At 71.7% G+C, this 16934-nt stretch carries 10 protein-coding genes; all 10 read left to right on the top strand.

All coding sequences use genetic code 11. The features are described from left to right. Nucleotides 1-40 precede the first annotated feature (40 nt). Complete coding sequence (locus tag B5F85_RS00135) at nt 41-3313, top strand: PD-(D/E)XK nuclease family protein (protein ID WP_087313212.1); 3273 nt, start codon at nt 41-43, stop codon at nt 3311-3313. Next, a complete protein-coding gene (locus B5F85_RS00130) occupies nt 3310-6828 on the top strand; it encodes a UvrD-helicase domain-containing protein (RefSeq protein WP_158094531.1) in 3519 nt (1172 codons plus the stop codon). Before B5F85_RS00135 ends, B5F85_RS00130 begins: the two co-directional genes overlap by 4 nt. 275 nt (nt 6829-7103) lie before the next feature. Continuing rightward, the gene (gene dnaE / locus B5F85_RS00125; RefSeq protein ID WP_087313208.1) at nt 7104-10934 is read left to right on the top strand and encodes a DNA polymerase III subunit alpha; all 3831 of its coding nucleotides are present in this window, start codon (nt 7104-7106) and stop codon (nt 10932-10934) included. A gap of 124 nt (nt 10935-11058) precedes the next feature. Further along, the gene (locus B5F85_RS00120) at nt 11059-11445 is read left to right on the top strand and encodes a desulfoferrodoxin (protein ID WP_087313206.1); all 387 of its coding nucleotides are present in this window, start codon (nt 11059-11061) and stop codon (nt 11443-11445) included. Nucleotides 11446-11574: 129 nt separating this feature from the next. After that, complete coding sequence (locus tag B5F85_RS00115) at nt 11575-13398, top strand: nitrilase-related carbon-nitrogen hydrolase (RefSeq protein ID WP_087313204.1); 1824 nt, start codon at nt 11575-11577, stop codon at nt 13396-13398. Nucleotides 13399-13469: 71 nt separating this feature from the next. Next, nucleotides 13470-13976, top strand: coding sequence for a crossover junction endodeoxyribonuclease RuvC (ruvC, locus tag B5F85_RS00110; RefSeq protein WP_087313202.1), 507 nt, complete (start codon nt 13470-13472; stop codon nt 13974-13976). Then, a complete protein-coding gene (ruvA, locus tag B5F85_RS00105; RefSeq protein ID WP_087313200.1) occupies nt 13973-14614 on the top strand; it encodes a Holliday junction branch migration protein RuvA in 642 nt (213 codons plus the stop codon). Before ruvC ends, ruvA begins: the two co-directional genes overlap by 4 nt. After that, entirely contained in the window at nt 14614-15675 is a 1062-nt protein-coding gene (ruvB, locus tag B5F85_RS00100) for a Holliday junction branch migration DNA helicase RuvB (protein ID WP_087313198.1), read from the top strand. Before ruvA ends, ruvB begins: the two co-directional genes overlap by 1 nt. A gap of 105 nt (nt 15676-15780) precedes the next feature. Further along, nucleotides 15781-16236, top strand: a complete 456-nt coding sequence (locus B5F85_RS00095) for a fructose PTS transporter subunit IIA (RefSeq protein ID WP_087313195.1) — start codon at nt 15781-15783, stop codon at nt 16234-16236. Between the two features lie 72 nt (nt 16237-16308). After that, a complete protein-coding gene (locus B5F85_RS00090) occupies nt 16309-16887 on the top strand; it encodes a DJ-1 family glyoxalase III (RefSeq protein ID WP_087313193.1) in 579 nt (192 codons plus the stop codon). The last annotated feature ends 47 nt before the right edge of the window (nt 16888-16934 follow it).

The following is a 16934-nucleotide window of genomic DNA, read 5'->3' as shown; positions in this document are numbered from 1 at the left end:
GCGTGAGAGGTGTCGAGAAGCGCAAAAGCGAGAGGAACCCATGTCGCTGAACCTCGTGAGAACAACTGACGAGCGCCTCGTGGGCGCCGGGGTCGAGCGCGCTCTGCGAGCGGGGCTTGCCGCTGCCGGCCGCGCCGTGCTGCTCGTCCCCTCGTTTCCCCAGGCGCTCGACGCCCAGCGAGCGCTCGCGGCGGCGGGAGGGCTTTCGCTCGGCGTCACGGTGACGACGCCTTCCGCCTGGGCCGAGGAGCGCTGGGACGTCTGGGGGGACGGCCGCCGTCTCGTCGACGACGTCTCGCGCGACGTCCTCGCCAGCCGCGTGCTCGCTCGCGCGGCGTGGCGCCCCGGCGCGCCCGTGACGAGCTCTCCGGGGGCGGCCGCCCTGCTCGCGGACCTCGCGCGCGCGGGCCTGCCGTGGCTTCTCGACGCCCCCGTCCCGGAGGGCGTGAGCGCCGCCGAGGCGGCCGTGGTCGCGCTGCTCGGGGACTATGCGGCCGAGCTCGACGCGCGCGGTCTCGTCGAGCCGTGCGCGGCCATGGCGTCGCTTCCCGGCGCGCTCGAGGCGTCCGGCGCCGCGGTCCCCCCGACCGTGCTGGCCGGCTTCGTCGAGCTGTCCCGCGCCGAGCGCGAGCTCGTCTGCGGCCTCGCCGCGCGCCAGGAGCTCACCGTCGTCTTCCCTGACGCGCCGGGCCCGGCTCACGCCCAGACGCGCGAGCTTGCGCTCCGGCTGCTCGCGCTCTGCGTCGAGCGCGGGGTCCTAGTCGAGCAGTCCTGCGACGACGCCCCCGTCCCGGCCCTCGGGCGCGCCTCCGAGCTCTCCGCCCTCCTCAGGTCGCTCTTCGTTGGCGCGGCGGAGGCGCTTGACCCCACGGGGGCGGTGCGCGTCCTTCTGCCGGCCGGGCCCTCCGCCGAGGCGGAGCTCGTCGCCCGCGAGGTGCGCGCGCTCGCCGGCCGGGGCGCGAGGGAGGTCGTCGTCGTCGCTCCGGACCCGGAGCGCGCCTGGCGCTCCCTCGCGGGCAGGCTCGTCTCCCGGGGCGTGAGCGTGCGCGCCCAGATGACGCCCGACCTCGCCTCGCTCGAGTGCGGTCGCGCCTTTCTCGAGTACGTCTGCGGCGTGGCCCGCCTCGCCGAGCTCGCGGCGTCCTGGCCGCCCGCGGAGCCGGTCCCGGACGCGCCCAAGGCGGGCACGACGCGCGTGCGCCTCGCGGACATGTCCTGGTGGCCGCCACGCGACCTCTCCGACTTCCTGCTCTGCGACATCTCGCACACCGACGCCCGCCGCGCCCGCGACCTGGACGCCGCGTGGCGCGGCAACCGCCTGCTCACCCCCGCCGCGGTGCTCGCGCAGCTGCAGTCTGAGCGCGACGTCTCGCCGGAGGTGGCGGCCGCCACGCGCGAGCTTTTGCGCGGGAGGCTGGGGTCTGCGGCCTCCAAGCTCCTCGCGCCCTACGTCCAGGGCGAGAAGCGCGACGCCCCGCTGGCCGCGGAGGCGACGGCGGTTCTCTCCACGGTCCTGGGCGTAGCCAAGAGCCTGAAGGAGCTCGGCTTCACGGCGGACCCGTCCGTCCCCGGCCACGTGGGCCTCTCCGAGCTCGTCGAGCTCGCTGCCGGGGTGCTGCGCCGCTCGCGCGCGGCGCTCCGTCTCGAGCGTCCGGCACCCGGTGCGACCTGCGCCGCGTTCGTCACGTCCCCGCGCGCGGCTTCCCGGCTCGCGCCCTGCTCGGTCGACGCCGTCGTGCTGCTCTCCCAGACCTCCGCGTCCTCGGCGGTCTCCACCCCCGACGACGTCCGCACGGCCCTACTTTGCGCCTACGGCGTCGAGGGGGCCCCGAGTGCCATGGACCTCGCCCGCGCGCGCTTCGCGGCGACGGTGCGGGCCGCGCGCGACGCCGTCGTGCTCGAGCGTCCGCTCTTTGGGGAGGACGGGAAGCTGTGCTATCCCTCGGTCATGATGACCGAGGTCCAGGCCTGCTATGGGCTCGAGGCCTACGCCAAGCCCCAGGACCTCGTCGAGCGGCTGGCCGACGCCGCCGTCGCGCGCTCAGAGACGCTCGTCCGCGAGAACGTCGCGAGCACGGGCGCCGCGCCGGGCGTCGAGACGGTCGAGACCCCCGCCCCGGCCGGCCGCATCCAGGCCCACGAGCGCTCGTGCGTCTCGCCCCCGCCCGAGGGCGTGCCCGTCGAGGGGTCGCGGCCCATCCTCTCCGCCTCCCAGATCGAGACCTATCTCGAGTGCCCGTACAAGTGGTTCAGCCTGCGCCGCCTTCGCCTGTGCGACGCCGACGCCGGGTTCACCGGCGCCGAGATGGGCACCTTCGCGCATCGCGTCCTCGAGGTCACGCGCCGCGAGCTGCTCGCCCGGGCGGCCGAGCGCGCGCACGGGGAGACCCGCCTCGCCGCCGAGCGCGAGGCACGGGCCGACGCCATGCAGCAGCCCGACTATCGCGAGCTGGTCGCCGCCCTCGAGGCCCGGGCGCAGGAGGATCCCTCGGCCCGGTTGCCGGGGTCTTCGGTCGCCGACCCCGAGGTGCTCGAGGAGGCTCGTGAGGTGCTGCTCGAGGAGTTCGACGCCCATCTCGCGCACCAGTATCAGGTCGACCGCAGGAACCACCCCCTGCCGCAGGCGCTCGTCCCGCACAGCGCGCGCCAGGACGGGCAGCTGCGCGTCCTGAGGCGCGACCTCTCGACCCTGCTCGACTACGAGGCGCAGATGCTCGCGGGCTTTGAGCCGCGCTTCTTCGAGTGGGGGTTTGGCCGGGGAGGGGCGTGCGTCGAGTACGCCGGAGTGCGCCTCACGGGCACGATCGACCGCATCGACGTGGACGCGCACGGCCAGGCGGTGGTCATCGACTACAAGCACAAGTCGGACGCGGGCTTTGCCGCGGAGTACGACGTCTTCCCCGCCAAGGGGGCGGACGCCTCGGCGCTCGCGCTGCCGCGCCGCGTGCAGTCGCTCGTCTACGGGCAGGTCGTCAGGCGCGCCTTCCCGCAGCTCAAGGTCCGCGCCGCGGTGTATCTGTGCACCAAGGGGGGCCATGCGCTGGCCGGCGCGGTGGACGAGAACCTCGTGGACAACGTCTTCGGCGCGCGCCCGGTCTCCGAGAAGCGCCTCGCCCGCATATGCGTCCCGCGCGACGCGAGCTTTGGCCGTGCCGACGAGAGCGGCATGGAGGCGCTGCTCGACGCCTGCGAGGAGCTGGTCGCGGCCCGCATCGAGCGCATGCTCGCGGGAGACATCGAGGCCGCCCCGGTCGACCCCGAGGCCTGCCTGTTCTGCCCGGTCCTCAACTGCGAGAGGAGGCTCAGGAAGTGAGCAGCCCCGTCGACCTCTCCGGCCTCAACGAGCGCCAGCGCCAGATCGCCGAGACCCTTGACGAGCCCCTGTTCGTGGAGGCGGGCGCGGGGTCGGGCAAGACCTTCACGCTCACCCAGCGCATCGCGTGGGCGCTCTGTCCGGGCTCCGGCCCGGACGGCGCCCCCTTCCTCGACGACCTCGGCCAGGCGCTCGTGATCACCTTCACCGAGGCCGCCGCGCGCGAGATCAAGGAGCGCGTCCGCTCCACGCTGCGCCGCTCGGGCATGGCGGACGAGGCGCTCTCCGTCGACGACGCCTGGATCTCCACGATCCACGGCATGTGCCGGCGCATCCTCGCGCGACACGCCCTCGACCTCGGGCTCGACCCGTCCTTCTCGGTCATCGCAGACTCCCGCCAGCAGGCACTTCTCGACGCGGCCATGGACGAGGTCATGCGCGCCGCCCGAGCAGACGAGTCCTTCTCGCCGGTCTTCTCCGAGTTTGACATGGGGACGCTCTCCGCACAGGGCTACACCGGGGCGATGGGCGTCGTCGAGCGCCTCGTCCGCGAGGGGGCCGCGCTGCCGGGCGGCCTGGACGCCCTCGCGCCGGCGCCCCGCGACGCGCGCGCCCTGGACGCCGCGGTCCGCGACCTCGCGATGCGCGTGGAGGAGCTCGGCGCGTGCGGGCTCACCGCCGCGGCGGCCGAGAGGGTCGCGCCCGCCCTCGAGACGCTCCGGGGGCTCGCGGGTGCCCGGCCGGGGTCGCTCGCCCCGGAGGAGGTCTTGTCCGCGCTCGAAGGCGTCTCGCTCCCTCAGGCGCGCGGCGCCATAAAGGAGCAGGTCGCGGCTGCAAAATCTGCCCTCGCCCTCGCGCGCGCGGAGGCGGCGTTTCTGCGCGCGGCGCCCGTCTCGGGCCTCCTGCTCGAGCTCGCGCGGCGCGTCGCGGCGCGCTACGACGAGCTCAAGCGGTCGCAGAGCTGCCTTGACAACGACGACCTCGTGCGCCTCGCGCTCGCGGCCGTCCGGGACCACGAGGAGGTCCGGCGCGATTACGCGGGCCGCTTCCGACTGGTGATGGTCGACGAGTTCCAGGACACCGACGAGACGCAGCTCGAGCTCATCGGCCTGCTCTCGGGGGAGGGCGCGCGCCATCTGTGCACCGTGGGCGACGCCCAGCAGTCCATCTACCGCTTCCGCGGGGCGGACGTCGGCGTGTTCCGCGGGCGCGGCGCGAGCGTGGGCGAGCGGGGCACGGTGCGCCTCGACGTCAACTACCGCAGCCACGCGGACGTCCTCGCCCTCGTCGAGCGGGTCTGCGCCGGGGCGGGCGCGGCGCGCGGCGCCATGCCCGACTTCATGCACCTCGACGCCTGCGCCACGCGCGAGGACCGCTATCGCGCCCGTGAGCTGCCGCGCGTCGACATCGAGGTGTGCGCCGGGACCGGGCGGTCGGGCCGGCCGAGCCGCCATCAGACGTCGGTCATGGCGGCGCAGGTCGCCGACGCCCTCGCGCGCTACCGCGACGCCGGGGAGCGGCCCGGGGACATGGCGCTTCTGCTCGGCGTGACCACGCACGCAGACGCCTACATCGACGCGATCCGCGCCCGCGGGATGGAGTGCGTGGTCACGGGCGGCTCCACCTTCACGGGCACCGACGAGGTCAAGGTCGTCTGCGCGCTGCTGCACGCGCTGGCCAACCCCAAGGACACGCAGTCGGGGCTCTTCCCGCTGCTCGCCAGCGAGATGTTTGGCCTCGACGCCAACGACTTCTGTGAGCTGGGGACGCGAGCCCAGGACAAGCTCGACGCCCCGACCAAGCGCTCGATCGACCGCGGCATCCTCGACATGACCTTCTTCCACGACCGTGAGCCGTCGGCCCGGCTGCGCCGGGCGCACGAGGTGCTCGCCCGTGCCCTCGAGCAGGTGCGCTGGCGTCCCGTGGCCGACGTCTGCGCCGACGTCGCGCGCGACTCCGGGTGGCTCGCGCGCCTCGAGGCGGGCGGCCCCGAGGGGCTCGCGCGCGCCGCGAACGTGCTCGCGGCGATCCGCTACGTGCGCGACCTCACCTCCGAGCTCGGGCTCGGGGCCGCGCGCGCGGCGACGGAGTTCGACCTCTGGCTCGCCGCGGCGAAGGTCCCGCCCGCCTCGCTCGCCGGCGGCGAGGAGGAGGGTGGCGGGACGGTGCGCGTCATGACCGTGCACGCCTCCAAGGGCCTGGAGTTTGGCGTCTGCGCCGTGGCCGAGTGCTGGGGCAACCCGCGCGCCGACTCGAGGCTCGCGTGCGGGCCGTCCGCGGCCGGCGGGCGCTCCTTCGTGCTGCGCCCCGCCGACGTGGTTCCCTCCGTCCTCGCCGCGATCGACCCCGAGGCGCTCGAGGAGGGGGCGGACCGCTCCGAGGCGCGCCCGCTCGCCGCGCGCTACCTCGCGCTCAGGGAGTCCGACCTCCGCCAGGAGTCCCAGGAGAAGGCGCGCCTGCTCTACGTGGCGCTCACGCGCGCCCGCGAGGCGCTCGTCGTGGGCGTGGCGGGGGCCTCCGGCAAGCAGGGCGTGTGCTCGGAGCTCGCCGCCGCGACGCTCGAGGCGCTCTCGGCGGGGGAGTGGGACCCCGTCCCGGGGGAGCGCGCGATCGACTACGGCGGGTCCGCCCCGGCGCGTCTGCGCTGCGTCGTCGTGGAGTCGGAGGGCGAGGGCGAGAGCCGCCGCGAGCTCGCCCGCTCCGGCGGCGCGCTGCCCGGCTTCGACGGGCCGCTGCCGGAGGACCCCCTCGACGTCGTGGCCTGGGGGCTCGGAGACGATGACGGGGCGGCGGCCGAGAAGGACGGCGAGGTCGCTCCGTTTGTGCTCTACGAGGCGGAGGCGCCCGGCGCCGACGAGGCCCCGGGGACCTGGCGCGCCCGCGAGGGCGTCTTCAGCTACTCGAGCGTGCACGCGGCGCTCGCCCCCGAGGGCAGGCCCGCGCCCGTGCCGTCGCACGCGGAGCGCGAGGCCCGCTCCGCCGGCGCGCCCGTGACGGAGGACGCCGACAAGGCGACCAACCTCGGCTCCGCCTTCCACGAGCTCGCGCAGGCGATGGTCGAGCTGGGAGGCCCGGTCGACGAGGCGCGCGTGGCCTCCCAGGTGCGCCGATGGAACCTCTCAGAGCGCGCGGCGGCCCGCCTTCGCGCGGCGCTCGCGCGCTGGGAGGGCTCGACGCTGCGCGCCGAGGCGCTCGCCTGGCCGAGCGTGCGCCCCGAGGTCCCGTTCTTCCTGCGGGTGGACTCACCGCACGGCGAGTACCTCGAGGGGGCGATCGACCTGCTCTGCGCAGATTCCGCCGCGCGCCGCGCGCTCGTGGTCGACTACAAGACCGGCGACGCCGGGCTCTCGCCCGAGGAGGTCCGCGAGCGCCATGCCATGCAGGCGGAGTTCTATGCGGGCGTCCTTCTCGACCAGGGCTTCTCGAGCGTCTCGTGCGCCTTCGTCTGCGTGGAGCGCGATGACCCCGCAGACCCAGGCGAGCCGCTCGTCGCGCGCTACGCCTTCGGGGGCTGACGGCGTCTCGTGCCTCTCGCCCCGCCGGCCCGCCCGCCCTTCGCCGCGGACGGGCCGGCGGCGCCTGCGAAGCCGGTCTGCGCGCCCCGCGCGCCGATTCGTAAGCCCTGCCCCGCGCCCCGCGTCCTTCTCGTCATGAAGATTCCCTGTGGTCACGACCTGCGAGAACGCAATTGAGCGCAGCTCAGCGCCCCACCTCGTCGCGTCCCGCCGCGCGGTCGAGGCGCTATCCTAGGAGACACGCCACTGACACCAAGCTGACGGGGAACCACCACATGGCTTTCGTCCACCTTCACAACCACTCGGACTTCTCGATCCTCGACGCCGCTACCCGCGTCTCGGACATGGTCAAGCGCGCCGTCGACCTCGGGATGCCGGCGCTGGCCCTGACCGACCACGGCTACATGTTTGGCATCCCGGACTTTGACATGGAGTGCCGCCGCTACAACGACGCCCAGAAGGACATGGGCCAGTGGCGCCACGACGTCGAGTGCTTCCAGAAGGGCTGGGAGCTCGAGGAACCCGAGCCGGACGCCCCTGACGCCGCCCCGCACGACCGCGTCCATGCCCAGTGGGCCTCCGACGTGCGCGTCTGGGAGCAGACCCACGACCTGGACGCCGTGCGCGCCAACCGCCCGAGCCTGCTGATCAAGCCGATCTTTGGCTGCGAGGCCTACTTCATCACGGACGACTGCATCGAGAAGGGCACCCGCCAGCATCGCTACCACCTGATCCTGCTCGCCAAGAACGAGACCGGCTACGTCAACCTCATGAAGATGATGAGCGAGGCGGCCTCGGGCGAGATGTTCTACTACTACCCGCGCACCACCCTCGACATGCTGCGGCGCTACCACGAGGGCATCATCTGCACCTCGGCCTGCGTCTCGGGCATCATCCCGCGCATGTTCTTCGAGGGCCGCGCGGACGAGGCCCGTCGCTGGGCGCTCGCCTACAAGGAGATCTTTGGCGACGACTTCTACCTCGAGGTCCAGGACCACGGCCTGGCCGACCCCAACTGGGGCGGCTTCACGGACCGCACCCTCTCCGAGCAGATCGTGAAGATGGGCGCGGAGCTCGGCATCAAGGTCATCGCCACCAACGACAACCACTACCTCACGCGCGACGACGCCCCCACCCAGGACGTGCTCAGCTGCATCGGCACGGCCTCCAAGCTCGACGATGCCAACCGCAAGCGCATGACCGGCACCGAGTTCTACATCAAGAGCGAGGAGGAGATGCGCGAGCTCTTCTCCTGGTGCCCCGAGGTCATCGACAACACGCTCGAGGTCGCCGACAAGTGCTCCTACGAGCTCGACTGGTCGCACATGTACCTGCCCAAGTTCCCGGACCTCGACCCCGGGGAGACCTCGGAGGAGCGCTTCCGCAAGGAGTGCGAGGTCGGCCTCGCGCGCCGCTACGGCGAGAACTGGCGCGAGCTCACCATCGGCGGCGAGAACGTGCGCGAGCGATTCGAGTACGAGTACAAGGTCATCTGCGAGAAGGGCTTCGCCGACTACTTCCTGATCGTCCAGGAGTACGTGCGCTGGGCCAAGCGCAACGGCATCGGCGTGGGCCCGGGCCGCGGCTCGGCCGCCGGCGCCATCGTCGCCTACGCGATGGACATCACGACCTTCGACCCGCTCGACAACGGCCTCATGTTCGAGCGCTTCCTCTCCCCGCAGCGCTCCGAGATGCCCGATATCGACATGGACTTCGACGACGAGCGTCGCCTCGAGGTCGTGGAGCACGTCCGTCAGCTCTACGGCCCCGAGCGCGTCTGCCACGTCATCACCTACTCCACGATCAAGGCCAAGCAGGCCATCAACGACGCCGCCCGCGTGCTCGGATTTCCCGTCTGGCAGGGCCAGAAGCTCTCCAAGATGCTCGCCAACGACCCCAAGCTCACGCTCGACCACGCGCTGCACAAGTCCGAGAAGGCACCCGACCAGTACTCCCCGGACTTCGAGGAGGCCTACAACAAGGAGGCCGACTCCCGCAGCATCATCGACGCCGCGCTCTCCATCGAGGGCCTGCACCGCGGCGAGGGCGTGCACGCCTGCGCCGTCCTGATCACCCCGACGCCGGTGAACGACCACGTGCCCACCAAGATCGATACCAAGGGCGGCGTCGAGATCACCCAGTACGAGGGCCACTCCGTGGCGGACATGGGCCTGCTCAAGATGGACTTCCTGGGCCTGCGTACCCTCACGGTCATCTCCAAGGCACTCGCCAACATCAAGGCCAACCACGGCGTGGACATCAACGTCGACGAGATCCCCTTCGACGACCCGGAGATCTACAAGCTCATGCGCGAGGGCCGCACCGCCGGCGTCTTCCAGATCGAGTCCGCGGGCATGACCTCCACGATCAAGAACATGCGGCCGACCGAGTACAAGCAGGTCGTCGCCCTCATCGCCCTCTACCGCCCGGGCCCTCTGGGCGCCGGCATGGTCACGAGCTACATCAACCGCATGAACGGCCGCGAGGAGGCCGTCTCCTACGACCCGCGCCTCGATGACATCCTGGGCGAGACCTACGGCACGATGGTCTACCAGGAGCAGGTCATGAAGATCTCGATGAAGATGTCGGGGTTCTCGGCCGGTGAGTCCGACTCGCGCATCAGAAAGCCGGTGGCCAAGAAGAAGATCAAGCTCCTCACCTCGACGGTCTTCCACTGGGACGACGGCAAGGACGAGACGACCTACGACCACTGGATGAACGGCGCGGTCACCAACGGTTACAAGAAGGAGATCGCCCAGCGCATCTGGGACGACGTCCTGGAGTTCGCCTCCTACGCGTTCAACAAGAGCCACTCCGCGGGCTATGCCATTCTCGTCATGCAGACGGCCTGGCTCAAGGCCCACTACCCCAAGGAGTACATGGCCTCGGTCCTCACGTCCTACATGGGCAAGACCGACAAGATCGTGCACTACGTCACCGCCTACCGCCACGAGGGCGTGGCCATCCTGCCGCCCGACATCAACGAGTCGGGCCGCGACTTCACCGCCACCGCCGACGGCGTGCGCTTTGGCTTTGCCGGCATCCGCGGCGTGGGCGAGGGCGTGGGCGAGGCCATCATGGCGGAGCGCGATAAGAACGGCCCGTTCGCCAACCTCCACGACTTCGTGGACCGCATGGACACGGGCCAGGCCAACCGCCGCGTGGTCGAGGCGCTGATCTGCTCGGGCGCCTTCGACTCGACGGGCTACACGCGCATGCAGCTCATGCGCTTCGTCGACAAGGCCAACCCCGAGAACATCATCGACGCCGCGACCAAGCGCCAGAAGGAGCGCGCCGCCGGGCAGTTCTCGATGTTCGACCTCTTTGGCGACGTGGCGGGCTCGGGCTTTGAGAACACCGTCCCCGAGCCCGACGGCGTGGAGTGGGACCGCTCGGTCAAGCTCGCAAAGGAGCACGAGGTCCTGGGACTGTACGTCTCGGACCACCCGCTGCGCCCGTACGAGTACGCGCTCGCCAAGAACCGCGACTACACCATCGCCGACATCGAGGTCGCCGAGGAGGTCACGGACGCCTCCGGCGGCGTCCACGAGCGCTTCAAGGTGCCCGAGGGCAAGGTCATCCGCCTGGCCGGCATGGTCACGGCAGTGCAGAAGAAGACCACCAAGAACGGCGACTCCATGGCCATCGTCACCCTCGAGGACATGGAGGGCGAGGTCACGCTCGTGGTCTTCCCCAAGCTCTACAAGAAGTGCGCCTCGGCGCTCGCCGGCGAGGTCGACGAGGAGACGGGCGAGAGCTCGGGGGACGTCTTCGTGAAGGTGGAGGGCAAGCTCGAGCGCGGCGACCGCGGCAACCAGGTCATCTGCATGGCGGTCGAGCCGCTCGTGCTCGACGAGAAGTCCAACCGGCCCAAGGTCATGGAGGTCAACATCCCCGCGGCGCTGCTCACGCGGCCCTACATGGACAGCCTCGGGCAGATCCTCGGGCGCTATCCGGGCCTCGATCACGTGGAGCTGCGCGTGGAGTCGACCTCCGGCGACGTCATGCGCATGGAGCTTCCCACGCGCGTCGACGCGCGCAACATGGTCCTTCTCGCCGAGATGATCGACCTGGTGGGACGTCAGGGCAAGGTCCTCGTGGCGTAGGCGCCCCGCGGAGCTCGCCGCCCGCGCCCCCGTTCGCCCTTCTCGGTGTAAAAATGCGAGCCTATGGGTATCAATAGGGCATCGCGGTGCGCAGAGGGCGCCCGCGCACGAGAGAGGAACCGCCATGGCCGAGGTCAAGTTCTATCGCTGCAACCACTGCGGCAACATCGTCACCGTCGTGAGGGACGGCGGCGTCACGCCGAGCTGCTGCGGCGAGCCCATGGAGCTGCTCGTCGCAGGCTCCACGGACGCCGCCACCGAGAAGCACGTGCCGGTCGTGAGCAGAGACGGCAACCACATCGTCGTGAGCGTGGGCGAGGTCGCCCACCCCATGCTCGAGGAGCACTACATCGAGTGGGTCGCCCTGGCCACCGACGGCAAGCTCTGCCTGAAGCACCTCGCCCCCGGCGACGAGCCCTCCGCCAAGTTTGGGGCCTGCTGCTCGGCGGGCGGCACCGTCTACGCCTACTGTAACCTGCACGGCCTCTGGAAGGCCGAGGTCGACGCCTAGGCTAGACGCTGGCTTCGGGGCAGGATCCGGGCGGGGCGCGGGAGACCGGCCCCGCCTCCTTTGTGCCGCGGCCGGCCACGCCCGGGCGTGTGGCACAATTGAGCGAGAAGAGCGACGACTGGAGGGCGCATGAGAATCGCGATCGCCCAGATGGGCACGAGGGCGGGGGAGTTCGCCGCGACGGCGGCGCGCATGGTCGAGCTGTCCGAGCGCGCGGCGGGGCAGGGGGCCGACCTGCTCGTCTTTCCCGCGCCGGCGCTCTGCGGCGTGGCCCCCGTGAGCTACGCCGACCGCGAGGGGTTCCTGCTCGACCTCGCCGAGTGCCTGCTCGGGCTCGTCGACGAGCTGGCGTGCCCCTGCCTGGTGCCGGTGCTGGCCGACATCGACGGCGCGCCCCTCCCCGAGGCGATGCTGATCGCAGACGGCGGGATCGTCCCCGTCAGGCTGGCGGCGTACCTCCAGTCGGTCGCGGCGAGCCAGGGGTCCGGGGCGCCCGAGGCGCGGCCCCTGCCCGAGCTCGAGTTCGCCGGCGCGCGCCTGGGCGTCGCCTTCGACTACGACGACCTCGACGAGTACGACGAGTTCGAGTACGACGTCGACGTCATCGTCTACCTCAGCGGCTACGGGTTTGCCCTCGATGACGCGTCGAGCGCGCTCGGCAGCTCGCTCACCGAGGGCCGCTTCCTCGCCGACGCCGAGGCGACGGGCGCCTGGATCGTGGGCGTGGGTGCCGTGGGGTCCTACGACTCGCAGGTCTTCTGCGGCTCGAGCTTTGTCCTCGCGCCGTGGGGTGAGCTCGCCGCCCAGGCTCCGAGCCTTGAGGAGGCCCTGCTCGTCTGCGACGTCGACCCCTCCGCCGAGGGCCCGCTCGCCGCCCCGCTCACCCCCGAGGTCTACGACGGCACCCTCATGGCCTGGGGCGCGCTCTCCCGTGGCGTCTCGGACGCGTGCGCGCGGCTCGGGGCGCAGGGGGTCTGCGCGCTTCTCGACGGCAGCCTCGGCTCGCTGGTGACGTGCGCCCTCGCCACCGACGCCCTCGGCCCCACACGCGTGCGCGCGCTCGTGCTCGCCACTGGGGACGCCGCCGCGGACGACGCGTCCGAGCGGCTCGTCTCCGCGCTCAGGCTCCCCGCGGAGAACGTCTCGCGCCTCGACCTCTCGGGCGAGAGGGACCGCGCGCTCGCCGCCGACCTCGCGCAGGCGCGCCTCGCCGAGCTCGCGCGGCGGACGGGCTGCGTCGCGCTGGGGTCCGCCGACAAGACGGGCCGTGCCCTCGGCGACGGCGCCGGCCTGAGCGCGGCTGCGCTGAGCCCCCTCGCCGACGTGTATCGCTCCGAGGTCGTTGCCCTCGCGCACCTGAGAAACACCATCTCCCCGGCCATCCCGGCGGGGGCCTTCAGGCGCCTCGGCGTGCCTGAGGTGCCCGGGCTCGAGGCGCTCGCCTCCGACGAGGTGCGCCTCGAGTTCGTCGACCTCGTGCTCTCGAGCTACGTCGAGTGGGAGCAGCCGCTCTCCGACATCGTCGCCGACCACGGGCGTCCCGAGGCCGCCGCCGCCATCGTCGAGCTCATGCGCGCGGCCCAGGAGCGGCAGGGCATGGCCGCGAGGTCGGTCGCCCTCACGTCGAAGACGCTCTCGGAGGCCCGCGGGCCGATCGGGCTCGCCTGGTCCGACCGCGTTCGCGCCGACGACGAGCGCATACGCGTCGAGGAGGCCGTGGAGGCCCTCGCGCAGACGGGGGCGCTCGCGCCCGGGCGCCCGGACATCCCGGCGGTCTCCGAGCGCGATCGCGAGCGCGAGGTGCACGACCTTCTCGGCTACCTCAGGGACTTCTCCCAGGGCGGGGCGTTCTCCGGTCCCGCGCACGGGGCGCCTTCGGAGGGGCACGGCCGCCATCCGGGACAGGGCGAGGGCCCCCGGCCGCTCTGGGAGGGCCCCTTCTCCGAGAACTGACGCGACCCTTGCCAAGCCGTGGCCGTGTGCTATGATAGAACGAACGTTCTAGTAATGGCAGAAGGGGGCTCATGGTCATTCTCGGCATAGACCCGGGACTCGCCCACACCGGATGGGGCGTGGTCGAGACGCGCGGCCCCGTCTGCCGGGCGCGCGCCTACGGCTGCGTGACCACCACGGCCTCGGAGCCCATCGACCTTCGCCTCGGCCGCATCTACCGCAGGCTCAGGGAAGTGATCGAGAGGTACGGCCCCACGGAGCTCGCCATCGAGAGCATCTACTTCGGCGAGAACACCAAGTCCGCCATCGCCACCGCGCAGGCGCGCGGCGCCGCCATCGTGGCGTGCTCGACGGCGGGCCTCTCGGTGGGCGAGTACACCCCCATGCAGATCAAGCAGGCCGTGGTCGGCACGGGCGCGGCGGACAAGCGCCAGGTCATGTACATGGTGCGCACGGTCCTCGAGCTCGACCACGAGCCCCGTCCCGACCACGCGGCGGACGCGCTCGCCGCCGCCGTCTGCCACGCCAACTTCACCCGCACAAGGAGCCTCGAGCAGGCAAGGAGGGTTCTCGCGTGATTGTCCAGCTGACCGGCACGCTCGTCGAGGTGCTGCCCACTCATATCGTGCTCGACGTGGGCGGGGTGGGCTTTGAGCTCGGCGTGTCCTCGACCACCGCGGCGTCGCTGCCGCACGTGGGGGAGTCCGGTGTGACCGTGCTCGCGCGCATGGTCGTGCGCGACGGCTCGATGGAGCTCTACGGCTTCGCCACGCGCGAGGAGCGTGCCCTGTTCGACCAGCTGCGCGCCATCTCGGGCGTGGGCTCGAAGCTCGCCCTCGCCGTGCTCTCGACCTTCTCTCCCTCCGTCCTCGCCCAGGTCGTGACCACGCAGGACACGGCGCGCATGGCGCAGGTCCCGGGCGTGGGGCGCAAGAAGGCGAGCCGCCTGATCGTCGAGCTCTCGGACGTCTTCTCCAAAAACGCCGAGCTCCGCGGCCTGGTTGGCCTCTCGAGCCCGGACGCGGCGTCGCTGCCGCTGGGATCTGTCGCGGCGGCGGGCGCCGGCGTGGAGGCGGACGCGACCGAGGCGCTGCTCTCGATGGGCTTCACCTCCCAGGAGGCCGAGCTCGCGCTCGAGGGCCACGCCGAGGCGGGGGCCGTGAGCGTCGAGCAGGTGCTCGCCTACGCGCTGCGGCGCCTGGGGAGTGGTAGATGATGTGGGAGTCGAGCGAGAAGGACCTCTTCGCCGGCGCGGGCGCCTCCGAGCGCCGCCCGGTGGGCCCGCGCGACGTCTCGGGCGAGCTCACGGCCGAGGACCTCGACCAGGACCGTACGCTGCGCCCGCGCACGCTCGACGAGTACATCGGCCAGGAGCGCGTCCGCGAGAACCTGCGCGTGCTCATCCAGGCCGCGCGCGACCGCGGCGAGGCGCTCGACCACGTGATCTTCTCGGGCCCCCCGGGGCTGGGCAAGACCACGCTCGCCGGCATCGTCGCCAACGAGATGGGCGCAAAGATGCACACCACCTCGGGCCCCGCCATCGAGCGTGCGGGCGACCTCGCGGCCATCCTCACCAACCTCGAGGCCGGAGACGTCCTGTTCGTGGACGAGATTCACCGCCTCAACCACCAGATCGAGGAGATCCTCTACCCGGCGATGGAGGACTTCTTCCTCGACATCGTGATCGGCAAGGGGCCGGCGGCGCGATCGATCCGCATCGACGTCCCGCGCTTCACGCTCGTGGGCGCCACCACGCGCACGGGGCTTCTCACCGGCCCGCTGCGCGACCGCTTTGGCATCTCGTACCGCCTGGACTACTACACCACCTCCGAGCTCGCCGTCATCGTGGGGCGCTCGGCGCAGATCCTCGGCGTGCAGATCGACGAGCAGGGCGCGGCGGAGATCGCCTCGCGCTCGCGCGGGACGCCGCGCCTGGCCAACCGCCTGCTCAAGCGCGTGCGCGACTACGCCCAGGTCAAGCGCGAGGGAACCATCACCTGGGAGGTCGCCGCGGAGGCGCTCGAGTTCTTCGAGATCGACGCGATGGGCCTCGACACGATGGACGTGCGCATCCTCACGGCGCTCTGCGAGACCTTCCGCGGGCGCCCGGTGGGGCTCACCACCGTCGCGAGCGCGGTCTCCGAGGACCCCTCCACCCTCGAGGACGTCTACGAGCCCTACCTGCTGCAGCGCGGTCTCATCGTGCGCACGCCGCAGGGCCGCCAGGCAACGTTTGCCGCCTTCGAGCACCTCGGGATCGAGCCGCCGTCACGATAGGCCAAGAAATCCCAGCTTCTGGGTTCTTCTCGCGTACAAACTAGGTATGATGGGCTTGACTTTGGGTGCGGGGGGAGGACTCCCTCGTGATGAAGGAGGACTTACGTGAGCGACTTTGTCAAGGCTGGGAACGTCTTCGTCGGGCAGAGCCTGGCCACGCGCGAGGACATGCTTCGCTTCATTTCCGACAAGGCTGCCGAGCTCGGCGTCACCGATGATGCCGACGCCGTCTATCAGGCGTTCGTTGCCCGCGAGGAGATGGGCGAGACCGGCATGACCGACGGCTTCGCCGTTCCGCACGCCAAGTCGACCGCCATCAAGGAGCCGGCCGTCATCGTGGTCAAGAACGACCACGCCATCGAGTGGCCAAGCTTCGACGACAAGCCCATCGACGTCGCCATCTCGCTGCTCGTCCCGGACGACGAGGCGGGCACCACCCACATCAGGCTCCTCTCCAAGACCGCCGTCCTTCTCATGAAGGACGAGTTCAAGGCGCTCGTCCGCGACACCGACGACGCCGAGGCCATCGCCGCCGCCGTGGAGGCCGGCATCGAGGACTAGGCGAGGTCGCAGGCGTTCACCCGAGGGCCCCGCCTGGCATGCCGGCGGGGTCTCGTCACAAGGAGGCATCACATGGTCAAGCAGACAACCGACAGGCGTGTCGCCGTCCTCATCGCCCCGGGGCTCGAGGAGATCGAGGGCCTCACGGTCGTGGACCTGCTCTTCCGCGCGGGCATTCCGTGCGACACCGTCGCCATCACGCCCGAGCGCACGGTGACCTCCTCCCACGAGGTGACCATCGTCTGCAAGCGCTCCATCGACGACGAAGGCTTTGCCTTCGACGACTACGACATGCTCGTGCTGCCCGGCGGCATCCCCGGCACGCCCAACCTGCGCGCCTGCGAGCCGCTCTGCGCGGAGGTCGTCGCCCGCGCCGAGGCGGGAAGGCCGCTCGCCGCCATCTGCGCCGCCCCCTCCATCTTTGCCGAGCTCGGGCTGCTCAAGGGTCGCCGCGCGACCTCCAACCCCGGCTTCCAGCACGTGCTCGCCGAGCAGGGGGCGGAGCTTCTCGCCGACGAGCCCGTCGTCGTGGACGGCAACCTCATCACGAGCCAGGGCGCGGGGACCGCGATGCCCTTTGCGCTCGAGATCGTCCGCCACTACCTCGGCGACGAGGCCGTGGAGCGCGTCCGCGCGGGCGTGGTCCTGTAGGGGGCGCGGTGGGGGAGACAGGGCTCACGCATCGCGACTACGCCGCC

Origin of the sequence: Olsenella sp. An293 (genome assembly GCF_002159495.1) — a bacterium.
Lineage (GTDB): Bacteria > Actinomycetota > Coriobacteriia > Coriobacteriales > Atopobiaceae > Thermophilibacter.
Note: the sequence above shows the minus strand (reverse complement) of the source record. Positions and strands in the feature narration are given on the sequence as shown.

Bases quoted from the DNA above. Each gene is read 5' to 3' on its own strand.
- dnaE (WP_087313208.1), top strand. From the start codon at position 7,104: ATGGCTTTCGTCCACCTTCACAACCACTCGGACTTCTCGATCCTCGAC.
- ruvB (WP_087313198.1), top strand. From the start codon at position 14,614: ATGTGGGAGTCGAGCGAGAAGGACCTCTTCGCCGGCGCGGGCGCCTCC.
- B5F85_RS00135 (WP_087313212.1), top strand. From the start codon at position 41: ATGTCGCTGAACCTCGTGAGAACAACTGACGAGCGCCTCGTGGGCGCC.
- B5F85_RS00120 (WP_087313206.1), top strand. From the start codon at position 11,059: ATGGCCGAGGTCAAGTTCTATCGCTGCAACCACTGCGGCAACATCGTC.
- ruvC (WP_087313202.1), top strand. From the start codon at position 13,470: ATGGTCATTCTCGGCATAGACCCGGGACTCGCCCACACCGGATGGGGC.
- B5F85_RS00090 (WP_087313193.1), top strand. From the start codon at position 16,309: ATGGTCAAGCAGACAACCGACAGGCGTGTCGCCGTCCTCATCGCCCCG.
- B5F85_RS00115 (WP_087313204.1), top strand. From the start codon at position 11,575: ATGAGAATCGCGATCGCCCAGATGGGCACGAGGGCGGGGGAGTTCGCC.